This is a genomic window from Amedibacillus sp. YH-ame6 (genome assembly GCF_053848845.1).
Map to the genome: position 1 here is coordinate 74944 of NZ_JBSPEZ010000008.1, position 20382 is coordinate 95325.

Here is a 20382-nt window from a genome sequence, read left to right on the forward strand (position 1 = left end):
ACAAGAATACAGCGTTAGCTCTTGTCCATTCTCAAGCATTTGTATCTATACGAACAAGCTCTATAAGTTGTTTGTTTCGATAAGTAATATCACGACGAGCTTCGAATTCAAGACTTTCCCAAAACCGATTCCCTTCCTCATTCTTCGAGAATACCAACATGGCCACTTTATGGATACCTTCTTGTTTTAAAGCAATCATAGCCGCATCTACAAGAGCCCTCCCAATCCCTTGTTTACGTTTCTTCACATCCACTGCAGTATGATGAATAAACCCTCTTCTACCATCATGCCCACTTAAAATCACACCAAGCAAACGTCCCTCTTCTCGTGCCACAAAACATGTGCTTGGGTTTCGTGTTAAATATTTGTTGATTCCCTCTTTGGAATCATCTTTATCATTTAAACCCATACCAGGCGTATTCCGCCATAACTCATATACTTCTTCATAGTCTTCCAATCTCATCACTTGTATTTTCATGTACATTTCCCTTTACTTATCAAATAGCTTTACACGACCGAATGTTTCAATGGTATCTTCTTTCACAACAACACCACCATCATCATATATCGCATATATTTTACACTGTTTCTCTTGTATCACTTTTTTCATATATTCATGTTGTACGTCTGTTTCTTCATAATGCACTTCAATGTCAAAGCCATCTACCATAAGTAAACCTTCTTCATAAGAAAAACTTGGATAATCAACATCTGGTGTTATATGGTACTCACGTAGTTGTATCATCGCTCCTGCACTATATCCTATCATTACGCCTTGATAACGAGCTAATGTTTCCTGTAAATCAAATTCATGGATACGCTTCATCATCAAATCTGGTGCACCACCTGTAAAAAATACAACACTACTATTTACAATCTTATTCTTCGCACTTTCATGACTATCTTCAAAATAATTCACCCACACGACCTGTTCCTCAGCTATCCCATAACGTTTCCAAACATCCGTATTCGCCTTATACCATACACCATTATCTTTAGCATATTGCGTATTCCAATCATCTATCGTAGTTGTATCATCCCAAAAACTAAAGGCAACGACGCATACCCTATCATTTCCATGAATATGTTTGTTAAGTGCACCAAAACACCAATCTTCATCCACACAGCTGGTATTCATCAATATATGTACACATGCTTTTCTATCCCATATGCCATCTTTGTATAGAAACGGCTGTACTTCTATAATACTGTCCATATTTAAGGGTCCATATATATGAGGATACAAAATACCTTCGCCATTATCTTCCCATTTTATAGGAGCTTGTACCAACTCCGTATCAATGCATAATAAAACCTTCTCTGTTTCATCTTTCATAAAGAAGGGTGCTACTTCATAAAAACTATTCCATGTTGAGCAATGAAGAAACCCTTCTTTTTTTATACATTGTTCCCCATAATAAGTTTTATCTTTTACTTCTTCATATTCACTTTTCAACATACAATGTAATATTTCCATATGCTTTCCTCCTTTTAAGAAAAGAGCCAGCATAGCTGACTCTTTCACATATTATTTAACTTCGCGTGTCCAACCAAAAGTATCTTCTACATCACCCCATTGTATACCAGTTAATGTATCATATAATTTTTGTGTTAACGTACCTGTTTTAAAATCATTGATAATGGTGATTTCTCCTTTGTAGTTCAATTCCCCAACTGGAGAGATTACAGCTGCAGTTCCTGTACCAAACGCTTCTTCTAAGGTACCATTTCTTCCTGCTTCCATCAAATCATCAATTGCTAAGTGACGCTCTTCAACTTCATAACCCCAAGAAGAGAGAATTTGTAGAATAGAATCACGTGTTACCCCTGGCAATACAGTTCCATCACATGGTGCAGTAATGATTTTACCATCGATTTTAAACATAACATTCATTGTACCAACTTCTTCTACATATTTACGTTCAACACCATCTAACCAAAGTACCTGTGTATAACCAAGCTTTTCTGCTTTCACTTGTGCGGCAATACTTGCGGCATAATTTCCACCACATTTCGTAAAACCTGTACCACCTTTTGTTGCACGAACGTATTCATCTTCAACATAAATTTTAATTGGATTAACACCTTCTGGATAATACGCTCCTACTGGTGATAATAAAATGATAAATTTATATGAATTGCTAGGATGCACCCCAACTGCAGCCTCACTCGCAAACATAAATGGTCGAATATACAAAGAAGTACCTTCAGCAGTAGGAATCCAATCTTGTTCATAAGCAACAATTTTTTCAACTGCTTCTACAAACATATCTTCTGGTAATTCTGCCATACATAAACGACGATTAGAATTGATCATACGACGTCCATTCATTTCAGGACGGAATAATAAGATACGTCCATCTTTTGTTCTATAAGCTTTCAATCCCTCAAAGGTTTCTTGTGCATAATGCAATACTAACGTTGCCGGGTCCATACAAATTGGCGCATATGGTTCAATCTTCGCATTGTGCCATCCCTTTTCTGTCGTCCAATCGATTGTGAACATATGATCTGTAAAGTATTTACCAAATCCTAAATTATTCTGATCTGGCTTTTCTTTCAATGTTTTAGCCTTGATGTATTCTATTTCCATAATAATCTCCCTTCTATATATTGTTTTAAGCCTACACCCAAATGCGTTATAAGTCAAGGTGTTTTCATAATTTTACATAGTTTCTTTCATAAAATGATACATATTTCATAAATATATATACAACCTACTATAGTGTCGTATTTAAGCTTTCTTCTTCATGTCTTCCAATTGTTTTTCAACAATCGTATACTGTGATTTATAGCCTTCTAATTTTTCCTTTTCTGCATTTACTTTAGCTTCTGGAGCCTTATTGGTAAAGTTAGGGTTCGCAAGCATTCCCTCTCCACGTTTAATTTCCCCTTGAAGTTTCAAAAGTTCTTTTGTAAGTTTTTCAATTTCTTCTTCAACGTTGATAATCGAAGCCAAAGGAACAGATAGTGTGCCATTTAAGATAGAACGAACCATCATTTCTTCTTCTCGATCTTCGCTTACCCAACTAGCATGACACATCTTTTGTAAGATGGCATTGATTTTTGTGTCGCTTGGCAATATATCTCCATGTTCATTTTTAATGATAACATCAATATCAAAGCTTGGTTTTAAGTTATAATCCGCTTTGATACTACGAACAGCTTCAATCATCGTAATCAACTGTTTGATAGAAGTCATTTCTTCATCACTCAAATCCACAGGAATGCTAGTTGGCCAGCAATCCAAATTAATGCTTTCCATCTCATGTGGAATTGCTTGATAAATCTCTTCACTTACAAATGGCATGAAAGGATGTAACATACGCAAGATTCCGCTTAACACACTAACCAATGTTGACTTACTTGCCATCTGTGTAACAACATCATCACTCATAAGACCAGCTTTACTTAATTCGATATACCAGCTACAGAAATCATCCCATACAAAACTGTATAATTCATTTCCAACAAGAGCATATTCATATTTATCCATGTTCGCACTAACACTTGCTAATACTTCATTGAAACGACGTAAGATCCATTTATCAATCATGGATACATTTGATAAATCAATATCTTTTACATCCATATCATTTCCACACTGCATAAGAACAAAACGAGATGCATTCCAAATTTTATTGATAAAGTTTGCACTTGATTCTACTTTCTCTTCAGAGAAACGTAAATCTTGTCCTGGTGTTGAGTTTGTTGTTAGGAAGAAACGTAATGCATCAACTCCATAATGTTCAATAACATCCATTGGATCTACACCATTCCCCAATGACTTACTCATTTTTCTACCTTGTGGATCACGAACAAGCCCATGTATTAAAACATCCTTGAATGGACGGTTCTTCATACAATAACGTGTCTGAAATGCCATACGTGCTACCCAGAAGAAAATGATATCATACCCAGTCACTAATACATCATTAGGAAAATAACGTTCTAAGTCAGGTGTTTTTTCTGGCCAACCTAAAGTAGAAAAAGGCCATAATGCACTAGAGAACCAAGTATCTAATACATCTTCATCTTGGATCCATTGATCCTTATCTTTTGGATCATCCAACCCTACATAGATTTCACCGCTCTCTTTATGATACCAAGCAGGAATACGATGCCCCCACCATAATTGACGTGAAATACACCAATCTTCAATATTCTCTAACCATTGTTGGAATGTCTTTTCAAAACGCTTAGGATAAAAATTGATACGTTGTTCTTCATCTTCTTGATGTTCTAATACATCTTGTGCCAATGGTTTCATCTTAACAAACCATTGTTTTGATAAATATGGTTCTACAATAACACCCGTTCTTTCAGAGTGCCCTACTTGATGCATATGTGTATCAATATGATCTACTACACCATCTTTTTCAAAGTCAGCGACCAATGCTTTACGACATGCGAAACGATCCATTCCTTCATATTTATGTGCCATTTCATTCATCGTACCATCTGGATGCATACAAATTGGCATTGGTAAATTATATTTCTTCGCTAAGGCAAAGTCATTTGGATCATGTGCTGGTGTACATTTCATGACAGCAGTACCAAAACTCATATCGATATAATCATCTGCCATGATAGGAAGTTCTTCTTGATTTGCTGGATTGATAACATGCATGCCAATGATATCTGTGTAACGTTCATCATCTGGATGTACAAAGATTGCCTGATCGGCAAACATCGTTTCAGGACGTGTTGTCGCAATTACCAATTCTTTTCCATTTTCTACAATTTTATATTTGAAGTAATACATCGCACCTTCGATTTCCTTGTGCAATACTTCGATATTGGATAACGCTGTCTTTGCCTGGGGATCCCAGTTAATAATACGTTCTCCTTGATAGATCAATCCATCGTTATATAAGTCCACAAACACTTTACGTACAGCGTTAGATAACCCATCATCCAACGTAAAACGCTCTCTAGTGTAATCTAAAGAAAGTCCCATCTTTGCCCACTGTGTACGAATGGTAGAAGCATATTCTTCTTTCCACTCCCAAGCACGTTCTAAGAATTTTTCACGTCCTATATCATAACGTGAAATACCTTCTCCCTTTAAACGCTCATCTACTTTTGCTTGTGTCGCAATACCTGCATGATCCATACCAGGAAGCCATAATGTATCACACCCTTGTAAACGTTTATAACGAGCTACAATATCTTGTAACGTTGTATCCCATGCATGTCCCAAATGAAGCTTTCCAGTTACATTTGGTGGAGGTATTACAATACAGAATGGATCTTTTGATGTATCCCCTGCTGTAAAATAGCCTTTCTCTAACCATGTCTTATAATGTTCTTGTTCTACTTGATTGTGATCATATTTTTGATTTAATTCTTTTCTCATCGTTATTCTCCTTTCAAATCATCTTTTAATATAGCCGCTAAGACCATATCATGATACTGTTTATCACTTAATTTCGCATACTGTCGAAGGATTCCTTCTTTTTGAAACCCACACGCCTTTAAGACATGTTCACTTCCCATATTGTCGACTTCATATTTCGCTTCTAATCGACGTACCCCTATATGCTCAAAGGCAACGTTTACTAGTTCCTTTAAGGCTTCTTTCATAATCCCCTTGTGCCAATACGCAGGATGCAGTGCATATCCAATTTCACCAATATCATCTTCTATCGTATGGACTCGTAAAGTCCCGATGACCTTTTCCTGTTCCTTCCATACCATAACCCATGCTTGTGGTATACACATCCTTTGATAAGGAAGATATCTTGTTTTGATTAGTTGTAATGTAACATCTACATCTTCGTGACATGGAAAGCTTAGATATTTTGTGACTTCTGGCGATTTATAAACTTCATACAAATCACAAGCATCCCCTTCTTCCACAGGACGAAGTAGAAGACGACTCGTTTCTACTACTGGCATATCTAAACGCATACGATCCCTCCTCAAACAAAAAAAGCATCCTACAAAGGACGCTTTACGTGGTACCACCTTATTTTACATATTATGTTATATGCCTCATTACCGTTAACGCCGGATCTGCGTATATTCCTACTTATGTTCAGAATATCAACTCCAAGACTACCTTCTACATATGTGCCTACTTTCTTTCACCAAACGAAAGCTCTCTTTGAAAACTACATATGTGTACTCCTTCTTTTCATAGTTTTTACTTTATCATTATAAACAAAAGAAGCACAAGTTTCAACAGGAACTTTTAAAAAGGCAATACAACCAAAGATTTTCCTACGACATCTTTGTTTCGATTAGCACTTCGCAAGTCCTCTTCACTTACATCATAACGCTTCGCGATACTTGCATAACTATCCTCGGGTTTTGCGACTACCATACGATAGGATGTATATGTTGTATCACTCTCTTCAAAGAGATCTTCAAATTCATCCACAACCATTCCGACTTCTTCTGGTTGCGTTACCATTTCTTCATCTTGTTCCTCTATAACAGGTTCTATAACTGGCAAAGGTACACTCTTACTTACTTCTTTATAATCTTCACTCGCCTCTTCTTTTAATCCTAAAATATTCATATTCACTGCTAGTGTTATACCATCTTCCACAACATCCGCATAATAATCTTTCACATGTAGAGCAAACGGTTCACTTGATAGTTTATAAGCAGGTGCTAACACATCCATATCCAATACTTCTTGAAATGTTTGTACATCCCCATCATCCAAACGCATGCTTCCACGAACAAACAATGGACCAGTTGCACGAACACTTCCATCTTCTTCTTTTTGATACATTAAGGCTGATTTCACTTCTAATTGATTCACTTCTTGTATTTTCTCTGCGAATAATAATTTCTTTTCAATCTTCATCGTTTTCATATGCAGGACCCTCCTATCAGTATGTATGTTGATATGGAAGAAATTATGCCATGGAATCGTACGCATATATCTACAGTTTCCAATAAAAATATGATAGAATAGATACAAGAAAAGAGGTAATCCTATGATTTTAATTGAAAGAACTAGTGTAATGAATTTTGAAAACGCAATCCGTGGCGCTCGTAACCCAATGAATAGCTGGCATCGCATGGATTCAACGTATGATGATAAAGGGAATTTCGTAATGGGACCAAATGACTTAGATTTGGCACAACGTTTAGCAAAAGCAGGAAGTGACCACCGTAAGTTTATTCGTCAAATTTTTGTATCGGTAGATTTCACTGCCCCTTTATATTGGTGGAAAGAATATGATACATACAAAGTGGCTACAGTCGCAAACTCAACATCAACGATGCATAAAATTGCCAGTAAGCCATTTGATATCAATGATTTCTCTCATGACCATATGAATGAAAAAGCATTAGATTCCCTAAAGGCAACCATTCAAGTACTAGAAGAATTACGTTTGGAATACTTAGAAACCAAAGATAAAACAATTTGGTATTCTATGATTCAATTATTGCCAAACAATTATCATCAACTTCGTACATGTTCTTTAAACTATGAAACATTAATGAACATTTACTATGCAAGAAGAGCTCATAAGTTAGATGAATGGCATGATGTATGTGCATGGATTGAATCTTTACCATATGCAAAAGAATTGATTCTTGCAGTGGAACATAAATAACAATATACAAAAAACGTCCTCTCCTAAGATTGGACGTTTTCTTATCCGCAAATATTCTTCTATAAAGATTGTTTATTTTTTGCGGCCCCATAATAATAATATACAGGAATAATATATGCACATATTTCTTTGATAACATTCTGAAGGTTGAAATCAGAATAAAAACTATTTGAGATAGCTACAAAAATAAGTACAAGACCAAAGAACATACATACTTTATAAGCTTTAGGTTTATTTGCTAATACAATTCCTGTAATACCCGCAACAATACAAAGACCAGCTTGTAACCAAGCAAGTGCCAATTGTACAAATGTAAATCCATCTGGATTTGAACCAAAGATTTGTATAGATGACCCCTTATTTAAACTTGTAATATAAACTAATAAAGCTACCAAAATGATTCCTAATACAAGTTCAAGTACCCCAGTGATTTTTAAATAATTCTTTCCTTTTGCTTCCATTTTCATTTCTCCTTTTTCTTAGCATATCATAATTTTTGTAATCTTTGCTTTTTTTGAAAAAATATTTTAAAAAGATAAACTATCGTTTTCTTATAGATATTCAAATGAAACAAACGATTAGCTGAACAAAAAAAACGTATCTTTCGATACGCTTAGGATTCAAAGATAGGAATTAAATAATCCCATACAGCTTCCATTCCTTCTTTTTTCTCTGCTGAGAAAGGAAAGAGTGGTTCATCGTAAGATAGTTTTAAAGTATCTTTGATGATTGCTAATTGATGTTTTAGTTTTGTTGATGGTACTTTATCTGTCTTTGTCGCAACTACAGCAATTGGGATTTCATAATAACGAGCAAATTCTAACATTGTCTTATCATCATCTGTTGGTTTATGTCTAGCATCGACTAACATGACCAATCCTTTTTTTTGTGTTCGACCAGAGAAATAATCCTCCATCATTTGACCAAATTTAATCAGTTGATTTTTTGATATGTTGGCATACCCATACCCTGGGACATCCACAAACATATATTTATCATCTAAATTAAAGAAGTTTAATAAACGTGTTTTACCTGGAGTGTTTCCTACATAGGCAAGCTTCTTACGTGTGCACATAGCATTGATAAAGCTACTTTTCCCTACATTGGAACGTCCTGCTAGAACGATTTCAGGTAAATCAGTTTCTGGCCAGAACTTCTTTTCTGGCGCAGAAACCACTAATTCAGCTTTCTGAAAGGTTATCATTTATTTTACCAAAGCCGCATCCAGCACTTGAGAAATACGGTCGACTGGAATGAACTTAACACTTTCTTTTACTGCAGCTGGGATATCATCTAAATCTTTCACATTTGCTTTTGGAATAACGATGGTCGAAATACCACAACGATGTGCTGCCATAGATTTTTCTCTTAAACCACCAATTGGAAGTACGTGTCCTCGTAATGTTACTTCACCTGTCATTGCTAAATCCGCTTTTACAGGAACATTACTTAAAGAGGAAATCAAGGCAGTCGTAAGAGTTACACCCGCACTTGGTCCATCTTTTGGAACCGCACCTTCTGGTACGTGAATATGAACATCACTCTTTTCAAAAATATCAGAGCTAATTTTATATTTATTCGCATTTGCTCGAACATAATCATACGCAATAGATGCGGATTCTTTCATCACATCACCCAATTGACCAGTGATCACCAATTTCCCCTTACCTTCAAAATGATTAACCTCAATCTGTAGAATATCTCCACCAAAAGAAGTATAGGCAAGTCCAGTAACTGTTCCAACTTGATCTTTTGTTTCACGTTTTCCATAATCCACTTTTTCATTACCAAGCCATTCTTTGATTAATTTCTTAGTTACTTTGATGGAACGTTTTTTATCTTTCAAGATTGCTAGAACACTCTTACGACAAATTGTCGCAATTACACGTTCTAACTGACGTACACCACTCTCTCTTGTATAATAACGTACAAGATAAGTAATCATATCATCTTCCAATTTCATTTGTGATGGTTTTAAACCATTCTCAATCAATTGTTTACTTACAAGATGACGTTTCGCTATTTCAATCTTTTCTAGTTCTGTATAAGAAGATAACTCAATAATTTCTAAACGATCACGCAATGCATTTGGAATGTTTTCCAAGTAATTTGCTGTCGCAATAAAAAGTACTTTACTTAAATCGTAGTTTTCTTCAATATAGTGATCAGAGAAGAAAGAGTTTTGTTCAGGGTCTAACACTTCTAGCATAGCACTTGCTGGATCCCCTTTATAATCACTTGCCATCTTATCGATTTCATCGATTAAGAAGACAGGATTGATAGTACCAGCTTTTTTCATTGCTTGAATGAATCGTCCTGGCATACTTCCTAGATAAGTTCTACGATGTCCTCGTATTTCAGATTCATCTTTTACTCCACCTAAAGATATTTTCACAAATTCACGTTGCAATGCTCTTGCCACAGATTTTGCAAGAGATGTCTTACCAACTCCTGGAGGACCAACAAGACAAATAATTGGCGCTTTTAAAGAATTCGTCATTTGCTTTACAGCTAAATACTCTAAAATACGTTCTTTTACTTTTTCTAATCCATAATGATCTGCGTCAAGTGTATCACTTGCCTTTGTTAAATCATCATTGTCTTTGGATTCTTGCCACCAAGGCAAATCCATTAACCAATCGATATACGTTTTGATAACACCAGTTTCACCACTTGCTGCTGGTAACATTTCATAACGTGATAATTCATCACGAACTTTTTCTTTGATATTTTCTGGATAAGGATTTTCTTCAAGACGTTTGCGAATTGCTTCTACGTCTTGATCACCATCTGGTACATCTCCTAATTCTTCTTTAATCGCTCGCATTTTCTCACGTAAGTAATACTCTTTTTGACTTTCTTCAATACGCGTTTTTACTTTATCGTTAATCTTATTTTCGATTTCAGATAATTCTTTTTCACTTTCAATTTCTTGAAGGATTAAGAATAAACGATCATTAACACCTAATGTTTCAAGTAATTCTTGGCGTTTTTCTAATGTAAAAGGAAACAACTGAGATATCTGATCTGCAAGTTGTGGCGCAGATACCCCTTTTGCTAATTCATTGATCATTTCTTTTGGAATTGCTTGAGAAACAGCTTCAATTTCTTCAAATTGCTTAGCAATTTTACGAACTAATGCAATTTCCTCCATACCATCCTGTGCAATATTTTTACGAACTACAAAGGATGTACTCATCATCGTATCATCATTGGTAACCGTTTGAATTTCAACTCTTTGAATTCCTCTAAACTTTACACGTAAATAACCTTCCATACGACGTACATGCTTAATTTGGCATAAAGTACCAAATGCATATAAATCATTTATATTCGGTTCTTCTAGTGCAAGATCTTTTTGCGCAACCAAAACAACTTGGCTTTGCTCATTCTCTTGTGCTTCTTCGATAGCACGAATCGATTTATCTCTTCCTACATCAATAATGACTTCCTGATCTGGAAATACAATAACACCACGTGTACATACCAATGGAAGTGTAGGGATCAACTCTTGTTCACTCATCTTCATTACTCCTTTCTAAGTTACAGTGTCTATCATAGCTTACACTGCATATCACAAACTCATAACTTATTATATTACTTTCAAATAGATTGTCACATAGAACATATGGAGAATCCACTCATATGCTTAGAAAATAGATGCGCACTAGCACTCTTCCTCTATGTCTGCTAATAGTATATGATATTCTATTAGCACTGTCAACTATTTAGTGCTAATTTCACATGTTTCCACACTTTTAAAACAGCATCAGAAACAGGAAAGAAAAAAGACGCGTAAGGCGTCTTTCAAGATTACTTACCAGCTGATTCTTTGATCAAATCTAATGCTTTACGAATACGTAAATCATAAGAAATAGCATCACCAGAAATAAGTTCTTTTACTTTTTCTAATGGCATGTTGTAAGTGTTCGCAACAGTTTCTAATTCTTTTTCAATATCAACTTCACTTACTTCAATTTTTTCTTCAGCAGCGATTGCCTCTAATACAAGACGTACTTTTACTTTTCCAAAAGCGTCTTTCTTCATTTCTTCACGGATACCTTCTACAGTGTTTCCAGTGATTTGTAAGAATTGTTCCATTCCAAATCCTTGTGATTGTAAACGTTGTTCGAAATCACGAACTAAGTTATCTGTTTCATCCTCGATCATAACATCAGGAATTTCAACTTCACTAGCTTCTGTAACAGCAGTTAAAATATCATTTTCAAACTTCTGCGTAGCTTCACGTTCTTTTGATTCTTCTAAGTTTTTCTTAGCATATTCTTTATATGCATCGACTGTTTCAACACCTTCAATTTTCGCCTGTTTGATCAATTCATCATTGATTTCAGGTAATACTTTAGATTTGATTTCTTTTACAGTTACTTTGAACACAACTGGTTGACCAGCAAGTTCTGCAGCTTGGTATTCTTCTGGGAAAGTTACGTTAAGATCTTTTGTATCTCCACTCTTCATACCAAGTACTTGTTCTTCAAAACCAGGAATGAAGGAACCACTTCCGATTACCAATGGATAGTCTTCACCTTTTCCGCCTTCGAAAGGTACTTCATCTTTGAATCCTTCAAAATCGATAACAGCAGTATCTCCGTTTTCAACTTTACCTTCTTCTTTTACTACTAAATCCGCAAAGCGTTCAGCTAAACGTTCAACATCTGCAGTTACATCCGCATCATCAACTTTAACTTCGTCTTTCTTAATATCTAAACCTTTGAATTTTCCAAGTTTAACTTCTGGTTTTACCGCAACGATAAATTTGAAAGTAACTTTGTCTTCATCGATACTTTCTACATCCAAAGAAGGACGAGAAACTACCCATAAGTCATGTTCTTTAATAGCTGCAGATAATGCTTCTCCCGCTACTTCATCGATTGCTTCCATTAATACACTCTGTGTACTAATTTGTTTTTTTACTAATGCAGCTGGTGCTTGACCTGGACGGAATCCTGGCAAGTTCACTTTTTTCGCCATTTTGTTGTAAGTTTTCTTTTGTGCTGCTTTCCAAGCTTCACCTTCGACACTTGTTGTTAATTCTCCTGTTGATTTTTCTTTTAATTCCCATGTTGAACTCATTGTCCATACCTCCTACTATATTTACGACAACTCATTTACTTCTTTATAAGATATCATACGTACTTAATAATAATTCATAACCCTCATATTGTGCAAGTTCTTTTTCTTCACTGAATGCTTTCCATGCATCAAATTCTTCATGAGCAAAGAATACGTAACGAGCAATCGCACAGGCTAGAGCCTCTTTTTCATCTTCATCAATATTGAAAGGTAAACGCATATAAGCTTCCTTTACAAGCGTTTCTACACACATAATGGTGAAGGTTGGATTGTCGTTTTCAAACCATTCGCGTAAGATATTGATCGCAGCACTAACTCCTTCTGCCTCCATTGGCATTTCAATGGCACAAGGAGAGAATGTTACATCCATACCTTCTACTTTACTCGTGAATTCATCCGTAATGTTTTGTTCCATCATTGCTTCAATCAGCATTGCTCGAACCAACACATTCACATCTCCAGACAAATAGTTTTGAATTGCTTCAAAATGATTACGAATATTACTTTTCTTTAACTGCTCAATCGCTAGAAACTGTTCTTCAAGTGATCCAGCGAGCATCGCATCGACATCTTCTTCCTCATAAACCTTACTTTGATTGAGTTTTAATTCACTACGACATGCATTGTAAGCTTCGATGAGTTTTGCCTCCATATTTCTTGGAATATAGGGCATAGAAAGTTCTTCTTCCAAAATCTTATAAGCACTTTGAAAGTCTTCTTCTTTCATATGATCTTCTACTTTTTTTAGTATATCTTCATAATAGGTGTCCATGTATTCTCCTTTAGCGACTAAACAATAGATAATATACCATAAATCCCATATTTTATCAATGAAATTATATTTCGATAGTGTAAATCTTATTCGGAAATGATAATGTCTCAATGTATCAATATTGAAAATGTCCAGTTTCCATCTTTCCTCCTAAAAAAAACCCATCATACGAAGGGATTTCTAACATTTGAACTCGCTCTTATTTAAGTTGCTCTTCGAATGGCAACAAGTATTTGAGATACATCTATCTCCACTTACATTCTACTATTAGATGTGTGTTGTGACAATTATGACCACTTCAAAAGGACAATATATTTTGTAAGTATAATTATATGAACGATTAGCTACACTTATACATAAAATGAAGAATGCAAATATATTTCATCTAAACAAAATTATTGATATATTAAACAAATATAAATTTTATAAAACTGCACTATGATTTACTCTTTAAATTCAATTTTTTTATCGAATACATAAGTTGATTTATGTCCATTTTTAATACTTTCCTCTGTATGACCATCATCGTATCCTATTTCTTCTAAAACTAAAATTTTATATTCTCCAACGTTACTTACATTAAAATTATATATAGTATCTCCACTATGGATTTTATTGAATGTTATATTACATTCTCCAATTCCATCCTTGCCATCACTTGTAAATGTTTTCATTGTTCTTTCTGAAATTTCAATATAATCTTTAGGGTTTAGTTGTTTTACAATATTAGTATCTGTACTTATATTATTTCCGTTATATAAATACCATTTACCGTATATTTTTTTTGGTATTATAAAACTTATAACAATAAATATTACACAGCAAATTAATATTATAAGACCTCTTTTTTTTAATTTACTCATATAAGTCCCTCCTTAAATATAAAAAAATTCATTACTTACATCATTATTATACATAATATATTCCATAAATATAAGGGATTTACAACAAATAATACAACTATATAAACTTAATTCCTCTTTTTTTGCATTCTTTTATTTGTGTTCCACAAATTCCTGCTGTACACAAAGAAAAAGACCGATAATAATCGGTCATTCTTATAAGATGGCGTCCACAGCAGGATTCGAACCTGCGACCGCACGCTTAGAAGGCGTGTGCTCTATCCAGCTGAGCTATGTAGACAGAAGTTTCTTTTAGTGCCTAACTATAATACCAAATTTCTCCGTATATTTCAACCGTTAATTTTGAATTCTGCTTGTTCCTTATAAAAGAAGAGATAGTTAGAGATAGAAAAGCGATAGGATTATACAATCTCTACCGCAAATTTATGACACAATTCTACATATTGAGCTACTAGAAATGGGTTCTTTATATCTTGTTCATCTAAACCTTGATAAACAAATAGCTCATCATATAGAACATCACTTCCCTCTATATGAAGGTATCCACTATTCGTCTCTACGCCAACAAAAATCTCACTTTCTTTAAACACCTCCGCTCGTTGTTCAAATATATGATGCGAACTAGCATTATCTTCAAGTTGATAAAGTTGTACACACATTGGTGTATTCGGTTGTACTTTCTCTAGATTGTGTTCATTCATTAAAACTTCTTTTTGAATAGCTTGTTGCCACTCCTCGTTCTCAAACGAAATACATCCATACTTTTCTTGTAGATAGGCAATCATTTCTCGAGCGGATTTTCGTGATGGTGTAATCAAGCGATGATATTGTTCAAATATTTCTTTCCATGATTGGACATCTTCCTTAGTAGCTGGTCTCATAAACATAAGAGCACCTCCCCTTTTCTTGTATTGTATCATCCCTTATCCCATAAGAAAAGAGCCTCTTAGAGACTCTTATAAACTTATTCTGTTTCGATCAAACCATAACCGCCATCGTTACGTTTATAAACAACTGCGATTTCATGAGTTTCATCATCACGATAAATAAAGAAATTATGATTTAACATTTCCATACGCATAATTGCTTCATCTAATTCCATTGTATCTGGAATAATAGATTTTGTACGTACGACTTCATCTTCTCCATTGTAGCTTTCTTCAAATTCCATTTCTTCTAAGAATGCATGAGCTAATTTCTCTTTATTCTTTCTAGTAAGTCTTGTTTTTTGACGACGAATCTGATCTTCTAACTTGTCAATTGCTAAATCAATTGCCGCATATAAATCATCATGTACGACTTCGGTACGAAGTACCGCAAATTTCGTAGGAATGGTCACCTCAATTTTTTGTTTGTTTGGATAAACTCGAACAACTACATTAGCGACAACGTTTTCTTCGATCATGAAGTACTTTTCAAGATGATCTAGCTTCTTCTCGATCTTCTCAGCGATTGCCGGTGTAACTGTAATGTTCTTGCCGTAGATTTGGACTTTCATATAAAATCCCTCCTTGTTTCTATAAACATATTATACGTTAAAAAAATGGTTTTAATAGTCTTACATTTTGTGAAATTTTGTGGTAAACTATAGTTGTATCGGGCGACTCCTGTTGATCGCTTTTTTTATACAATTTTTGTAAAGTTATAGAATGGAAATGAGGAAGCCTATGGAAAATTTAATGCACATACTCACAAGTAATGAATATTCTTGCGTCCTATCACAAAATGGGAATATCTATACTGAGGTAAAACATGGCATATTGCCTATCTTACAATTCCTTGAGGAAGGAAAATTAAAAGATAGTTATGTTGCGGACAAAGTCATTGGAAAAGCTGCTGCAATGATGATGGTCCTTGGTGGTGTTAAAGAAGTAGAAACTTTGGTAATCAGTGAACATGCCTATCAATTTTTTATTACCCATCAAATTCCAATTCAATATTCAGAAAAAGTCCCATATATCATAAATCGTAAAAAAGATGGTATGTGCCCTATGGAAGAAACGGTATTACATATCGATGATTTACAAGAAGCTCGTGATGCTTTACAAGTTAAACTAGCATCCTTACGTATCAAGTAAAAGGTCGCCACATAGAATAAGTTTCATTTATAACATTCTGTGTGGTGACCTTTTACATTTTCTTAGCTATTGCTGCACTAAATTCAAAACATAAACCTTTCGATTTGTATTTAGCTTCAAGCATAAGGAACTATCTTTTGTTTAGTTTGGTTTGATGTGTAGTATGCGTCTATCTCTCTATCTTGAAGTACAGTTTGATCTCAAAACACTCTTCATCGAATAACTCCACCTCCCCTTGCATCAAATGCATCATTTTTTCAATGCTTTTTAAGCCTAAATGACTGCTTTTATAATCGTCTCTTTTTTTATTCTTTTGATTTTTAAATGCAAGCATAATATATTTATTATATAGTTCGAAGCTACATATGATTGACTTAGAAGGTTCTGCATATTTGATGATATTAGATACGATATTATTAAATATACGTTTCATAAGATTTACATTTCCATAAATATCCAAACTTATATCTATACTCTTTATTATATCTAAGCAAAATCCTTTTATTTCTAAATATTCTTTGTTCTCATTCAATAAAGCGAATACATCCCCCAATGAAACATACTTCATATCGACTTTATTCTTACTGTCAGGCACAGAAGAACACATAAACATTTCATCTGAAAGTTTCTTAATCTCATCTATTTTTCCAATACAATTTTGTAGATATTCTGCATACCTTTCAGGATTTCCTTTTTGTAATTGCATAATTTCAATATATGATTTTAAAGCTGTCAAAGGAGTTCGTAAATCATGAGATAAAGTTTCTATTAATTTCTTATTTGCTTCTTTCCTTTTTTCTTCATTGTTTTGAGTTTCTACATGTGATAGTCGCATTTGTTCTATATGATAGCCTAGCGAGGCAAGTTCATCATCCCCTTTAGTGATAATTTCATACTCCCAAATCCCAGCAGCTAGCATTTGAATATCATTTTGTAACTTCATAATTTCTCTAACTTTTTTGTATACAAAATGAAACAATACAATTAGAAAAAAGCTTAAAGATATCATCGAAATCATAATCAAATAGATGTTCATATAGGAAACTACAGGATAGTCATAAATAAGTAATTGAAATGTTTGATTTTTAGTACAGATTGGTAGATTATAAAAATATGGTGTTGTTATAATTTTTACATCATAATTGGTGTCCTTTAAAAACCATTTATATCCTTGGATATCTGGATTATTTGCATAATAATCATTTCCATATTCATCATACAAATAGCTCTCATAGTTTTCTAAATTCAAGCTTGTTAACAACTTTGTAACTTCCTTATCACTAAATGTTTCTAAAGAAACATTCACTAACGTTTCTTTCATGCGTTGAATATACACAGACGGTTCATGTTTTGGAGAATGAAATTCTGCCATATATTCAAAAAATATATATCGATTTTCAAACATAAACAAGAATAAGCCGAGTGCAATCAAAACAGAAAAAAGATTCAATAATACTAGTTTGCTATATAGGCTCGTTAAAAAGCGTAATCTTGTAGAATTCACATGCCTTTCAAATATTCTTGCATCTTTGATTTTCTTACGTATATGTCTGTATAAACAGCCACAAAGAAAAGTGATTAGAAATGAAATCACAAATGCTAAACATCGATAGTATATCAAATACTTTGTGAATTTTGGATAAAGGTCAATACTAATAACATCATTACTAAAAGGAATTCGAATGCTTTGCGCATATTTAGTAGAATGCTTCGTTGGGGCATATCCATCTGAATAAAGCCGAAAAGGATTTTCATCATTTCCTATCACATAGAGAATATATGTATAATCAGGAAGATATTTTTCCATAACTTCTTTTATGATATCTATGTTATCATTTTCTGCTTTTATTCCTATAAACTCTTTCGAAAGGTGATCCATATCTTCACGAGAGATTGAAAATGAGATGTTGTTATTTTTTTTAAGCATGTCCAAGAGATCGTAACGATAAGAGTACGTAATAAAAAAGCTTAGAAGTAGTATACAAAGAAATCCGTAAATCCGAATACATTTCTTCCCTATTTGTTCAATCACAGCGATACCCCTTTCCCCAAATTGTTCTAATAATTTTGGGATTTTGTGGATCTACCTCTATTTTTTTTCTAAGATTTGCAATATGTACCATAATTGTATTATTTGCGCCGAAGTAATAATTATCTCCCCAAACAGTTTCATATAACGCTTTCACTGTAATAATCTCTCCACGTCTTTTGATAAATGATGCAAGAATATCAAATTCCAATGTCGTTAAGTTGAGGTCTTTTTGATCCCTATATACTTTTTCTGTTGTCTTGTCTATTTTGATTCCGTGAACAAATTGAATAGAATTTTGTTCTACTCTTTCCCTATTATATTCGTGATATCTTCTAATAAGAGCTTTTACTTTGCTTAATAATTCAACATAAGAAAAAGGTTTCACTAAATAATCATCACCACCACAGTCGATACCTAATATCTTATCGTCTTCTTGTGATTTCGCACTCAGAAATAAAATAGGTGCTTTGCTGAATTCACGAATCTTAGTACATGTTTGATATCCGTCCATAAAAGGCATCATCACATCTAAAATTATGACATCATACATATCACTCTTTACCATCTCTATCGTTTCTTCTCCATTTTGAGCTTCATAGACCGCATACCCTTCACCTGATAACAAGATAGATACGAGTTCCCTTATTTCTTTATGATCATCAACAACCAGTATTTTCGACAACATAATTTCACTCCTTTTTCTTTATTATATCTTACCATTTGATATAGACTACGGTTACTTAAGATTTCTTTAGAATCTATATTATAAAAGAGATATTCACTCTTTGACCTTGCGTTCATTGAACCAAAAGACATATTTCAGTTTACTAAAAAAGATGTCCTGAAGGACATTCCGAAAGATTAAATTTCGCCTGTAGATATAGTATACTATCTATAGGTGATTTTTTTGATTAAAGACTCTTCTGTTTTCGCAAAAAAAGAGATTGCTTCTAAACATAATCATTGTGATTCTTATCGTCCTGGTGAGAGTCATATTTCCATTGCTCATATCTTTTTTGAAAACCTACATAAGCTTACTTACCACTTCCATCTTTTCCCTGACTTAATTCGCTCTTCTGTTATGAAGGCTATCAACTCTGTTATCCTTTGTCATCAACACGAGCTTGGTCATTCTCTTTATGATTGTCCTTCTTGTGATAACTTCACCTTTCTTTGGCATACTTGTAAATCTCGTTTCTGTAATTCTTGTGGTATGAAATATGCCAAAATTCGTTCTCACAATATTCTTCAAAAAGTTTTTGATTGTTCTCATCGTCATTGCGTCTTTACCATTCCCGAAGATTTACGTGATTATTTTCGTGAAGACCGTTCTTTACTCGATATCCTTTTTCAATCCGTCAACGATACTCTTTCTTTTGTAATTCGTAATGCTGGTAATACATCCGATTCTTTAATTCCTTGTGCCGTTCTTGTTCTTCATACTTTTGGTAGACCTCTAAATTGGAATCCTCATATCCATGTTCTTCTCGCTGAAGGTGGACTTCGTAAATGTGGTTCATTCAAAAAACTTTCCTATATCAACTACGCTTCTTTACGTCGTTCTTTTATGAAACAGCTTCTTGATAATCTTTCTTCACACATCGATACAATTGAATTCAAACAGTTAAAACGTTCTCTTTATAAATTATACCCTGATGGCTTTTATGTTCATTGCCCTCCTTCGAAGTATAAGGATGTAAAAGACTGTGTCGACTATGTTATTCGCTATGTTGGTCGTCCTGTTATGGCTCAAAGTCGCATCTTAGATTATAATTATGATATGGATCATGTGCTTTGGTATTATGAAGACCATACATCTGGTGAACGCGTTGATGTCTATGATACTTGCGTTTCTTTTATGAAAAAACTTATGCTTCATATTCCAGATGAAAATTATCGTATGATTCGTTACATTGGTGGCTATGCCACAAAGAAAAAGAAACTCGCAAATCTCATTCGTAAAATG

19 protein-coding genes, 1 tRNA gene and 1 other annotated feature are annotated in these 20382 nt (G+C 34.1%); of the genes, 3 read left to right on the forward strand and 17 right to left on the reverse strand.

What is annotated here, in order from left to right; all coding sequences use genetic code 11:
* Positions 1-31: 31 nt before the first annotated feature.
* From ACWG0P_RS07535 to ACWG0P_RS07560, 6 genes are all read right to left on the reverse strand, one after another.
* On the reverse strand, positions 32-478 hold the full coding sequence (locus ACWG0P_RS07535; protein WP_455801200.1) for a GNAT family N-acetyltransferase: 447 nt from the start codon (positions 476-478) through the stop codon (positions 32-34).
* A gap of 12 nt (positions 479-490) precedes the next feature.
* Positions 491-1477, reverse strand: coding sequence for a DUF952 domain-containing protein (locus ACWG0P_RS07540; RefSeq protein WP_455801201.1), 987 nt, complete (start codon positions 1475-1477; stop codon positions 491-493).
* 51 nt (positions 1478-1528) lie between these two features.
* Positions 1529-2593: a branched-chain amino acid aminotransferase gene (locus tag ACWG0P_RS07545; protein WP_455801202.1), complete on the reverse strand. Its 1065-nt coding sequence runs from the start codon at positions 2591-2593 to the stop codon at positions 1529-1531.
* A gap of 141 nt (positions 2594-2734) precedes the next feature.
* Positions 2735-5359 carry a valine--tRNA ligase gene (locus ACWG0P_RS07550; protein ID WP_455801203.1) on the reverse strand — a complete coding sequence of 875 codons (2625 nt, stop codon included), beginning with the start codon at positions 5357-5359 and terminating at the stop codon, positions 2735-2737.
* A 2-nt stretch (positions 5360-5361) separates the two neighbouring features.
* A complete protein-coding gene (locus ACWG0P_RS07555) occupies positions 5362-5913 on the reverse strand; it encodes a GNAT family N-acetyltransferase (RefSeq protein WP_455801204.1) in 552 nt (183 codons plus the stop codon).
* 31 nt (positions 5914-5944) lie between these two features.
* Positions 5945-6152: a binding site (T-box leader), on the reverse strand.
* 44 nt (positions 6153-6196) lie between these two features.
* Positions 6197-6829: a LysM peptidoglycan-binding domain-containing protein gene (locus ACWG0P_RS07560; RefSeq protein ID WP_455801205.1), complete on the reverse strand. Its 633-nt coding sequence runs from the start codon at positions 6827-6829 to the stop codon at positions 6197-6199.
* Between the two features lie 124 nt (positions 6830-6953).
* Here ACWG0P_RS07560 and ACWG0P_RS07565 point away from each other — a divergent pair, with 124 nt between their 5' ends.
* The gene (locus ACWG0P_RS07565) at positions 6954-7580 is read left to right on the forward strand and encodes a hypothetical protein (protein WP_455792760.1); all 627 of its coding nucleotides are present in this window, start codon (positions 6954-6956) and stop codon (positions 7578-7580) included.
* A 59-nt stretch (positions 7581-7639) separates the two neighbouring features.
* On the opposite strand, the gene ACWG0P_RS07570 is transcribed toward ACWG0P_RS07565, so the two are convergent.
* The 9 genes from ACWG0P_RS07570 to hpf form a co-directional block, all read right to left on the reverse strand.
* Complete coding sequence (locus ACWG0P_RS07570) at positions 7640-8041, reverse strand: hypothetical protein (protein WP_455801206.1); 402 nt, start codon at positions 8039-8041, stop codon at positions 7640-7642.
* Between the two features lie 152 nt (positions 8042-8193).
* Positions 8194-8784 carry a ribosome biogenesis GTP-binding protein YihA/YsxC gene (gene yihA, locus ACWG0P_RS07575; protein ID WP_455801207.1) on the reverse strand — a complete coding sequence of 197 codons (591 nt, stop codon included), beginning with the start codon at positions 8782-8784 and terminating at the stop codon, positions 8194-8196.
* Complete coding sequence (gene lon / locus ACWG0P_RS07580; RefSeq protein WP_455801208.1) at positions 8785-11103, reverse strand: endopeptidase La; 2319 nt, start codon at positions 11101-11103, stop codon at positions 8785-8787.
* A gap of 290 nt (positions 11104-11393) precedes the next feature.
* On the reverse strand, positions 11394-12671 hold the full coding sequence (gene tig, locus ACWG0P_RS07585) for a trigger factor (RefSeq protein ID WP_455801209.1): 1278 nt from the start codon (positions 12669-12671) through the stop codon (positions 11394-11396).
* Between the two features lie 43 nt (positions 12672-12714).
* The gene (locus ACWG0P_RS07590) at positions 12715-13503 is read right to left on the reverse strand and encodes a DUF3196 family protein (protein ID WP_455801217.1); all 789 of its coding nucleotides are present in this window, start codon (positions 13501-13503) and stop codon (positions 12715-12717) included.
* Between the two features lie 383 nt (positions 13504-13886).
* Positions 13887-14306 (reverse strand): hypothetical protein, encoded by a 420-nt coding sequence (locus ACWG0P_RS07595; protein WP_455801210.1) that lies wholly within the window; start codon positions 14304-14306, stop codon positions 13887-13889.
* Positions 14307-14509: 203 nt separating this feature from the next.
* A tRNA-Arg gene (locus ACWG0P_RS07600) sits at positions 14510-14586 on the reverse strand.
* 121 nt (positions 14587-14707) lie between these two features.
* The gene (locus ACWG0P_RS07605) at positions 14708-15193 is read right to left on the reverse strand and encodes a hypothetical protein (RefSeq protein WP_455801211.1); all 486 of its coding nucleotides are present in this window, start codon (positions 15191-15193) and stop codon (positions 14708-14710) included.
* A 77-nt stretch (positions 15194-15270) separates the two neighbouring features.
* Positions 15271-15804 carry a ribosome hibernation-promoting factor, HPF/YfiA family gene (hpf, locus tag ACWG0P_RS07610; protein WP_455801212.1) on the reverse strand — a complete coding sequence of 178 codons (534 nt, stop codon included), beginning with the start codon at positions 15802-15804 and terminating at the stop codon, positions 15271-15273.
* A gap of 169 nt (positions 15805-15973) precedes the next feature.
* On the opposite strand from hpf, the gene ACWG0P_RS07615 reads away from it, so the two are divergent.
* Complete coding sequence (locus ACWG0P_RS07615) at positions 15974-16384, forward strand: DUF1893 domain-containing protein (RefSeq protein WP_455792781.1); 411 nt, start codon at positions 15974-15976, stop codon at positions 16382-16384.
* 169 nt (positions 16385-16553) lie between these two features.
* Here the strand turns inward: ACWG0P_RS07615 and ACWG0P_RS07620 are convergent, their stop codons facing one another.
* Entirely contained in the window at positions 16554-18263 is a 1710-nt protein-coding gene (locus ACWG0P_RS07620) for a histidine kinase dimerization/phospho-acceptor domain-containing protein (protein ID WP_455801213.1), read from the reverse strand.
* 145 nt (positions 18264-18408) lie between these two features.
* Positions 18409-19101 carry a response regulator transcription factor gene (locus ACWG0P_RS07625; RefSeq protein WP_455801214.1) on the reverse strand — a complete coding sequence of 231 codons (693 nt, stop codon included), beginning with the start codon at positions 19099-19101 and terminating at the stop codon, positions 18409-18411.
* A gap of 222 nt (positions 19102-19323) precedes the next feature.
* On the opposite strand from ACWG0P_RS07625, the gene ACWG0P_RS07630 reads away from it, so the two are divergent.
* Positions 19324-20382 (forward strand): IS91 family transposase (locus ACWG0P_RS07630; RefSeq protein ID WP_455801215.1); only part of this gene is annotated, 1059 nt, incomplete at its 3' end.